Source organism: Ruegeria sp. CE8 (assembly GCF_056537465.1).
The window spans coordinates 1-1,263 of the sequence record NZ_JBQFRP010000032.1; the positions used below are offsets into that span (position 1 = coordinate 1).

The window sequence follows — 1,263 nt, forward strand, 5'->3', positions numbered from 1 at the left end:
TCTTACAGGTTCGGGTAGATTGGGAAACGGGCGCAGAGTTCGGCGACTTCGGCTTTGACCTTTGCTTCGACCGCGCCGTTGCCGTCTTCGCCATTGGCAGCCAGTCCGTCGACAACCTCGATGATCCAGTCCGCGATCTGGCGGAATTCGATCTCGCCAAAGCCGCGGGTGGTGCCAGCGGGTGAGCCCAGGCGGATGCCCGACGTGATGGTTGGTTTCTCGGGGTCAAATGGCACGCCGTTCTTGTTGCAGGTGATATGCGCCCGGCCCAGAGCCTTTTCGGTCGCGTTGCCCTTGACGCCTTTGGGGCGCAGGTCGACCAGCACCACATGGGTGTCGGTGCCATGGGTCACGGTGTCCAGACCGCCCTTGATCAGCTGGTCCGACAGAGCCTGCGAATTGACGACAACCTGCTTGATGTAGTCCTTGAAGGCAGGCTGCAGCGCCTCGCCGAACGCCACGGCCTTGGCCGCGATCACATGCATCAGCGGGCCGCCCTGAATGCCGGGGAAGATCGCCGAGTTCACTTTCTTAGCGATATCTTCATCATTGGTCAGGATCATGCCGCCACGCGGACCGCGCAGGGTCTTGTGCGTGGTGGTGGTCGCCACATGCGCATGCGGGAAGGGGCTGGGGTGCTCGCCTGCTGCCACCAGACCGGCGAAATGCGCCATGTCCACGTGCAGGTAGGCGCCGACCATATCGGCAATCTCGCGCATGCGGGCAAAGTCGATCTGGCGCGGGATGGCCGAGCCTCCGGCGATGATCAGCTTGGGCTGGTGCTCTTTCGCCAGCGCCTCGACCTGATCGTAGTCCAGCATGTTGTCTTCCTTGCGGACGCCGTACTGCACCGCGTGGAACCACTTGCCCGACTGGTTCGGGCGGGCGCCGTGGGTCAGGTGTCCACCGGCATCCAGGCTCATACCCAGAATGGTGTCACCCGGTTTGATCAGCGCCTGAAACACACCCTGGTTGGCCTGGCTGCCCGAGTTCGGCTGCACGTTGGCGAATTCGCAGCCAAACAGTTCCTTGGCGCGGTCGATGGCCAGATTCTCGGCGATATCAACGAACTGGCAGCCGCCATAGTAGCGACGACCGGGATAACCTTCGGCGTATTTGTTGGTCATCACCGAGCCCTGCGCCTCCATCACGGCGGCAGAGACGATGTTCTCGGACGCGATCAGTTCGATCTCGTCACGCTGGCGGCCCAGCTCGGACGTGATCGAGCCGAACAGCTCGGGATCACGGTCAGACAAAGACTGG

General features: G+C 62.5%; 1 protein-coding gene. It reads right to left on the bottom strand.

Annotated features, from left to right (window positions below; translation table 11 throughout):
• Window positions 1-2 precede the first annotated feature (2 nt).
• Window positions 3-1,263 (bottom strand): serine hydroxymethyltransferase (glyA, locus tag ACR0AA_RS23245; protein ID WP_480757759.1); only part of this gene is annotated, 1,261 nt, incomplete at its 5' end.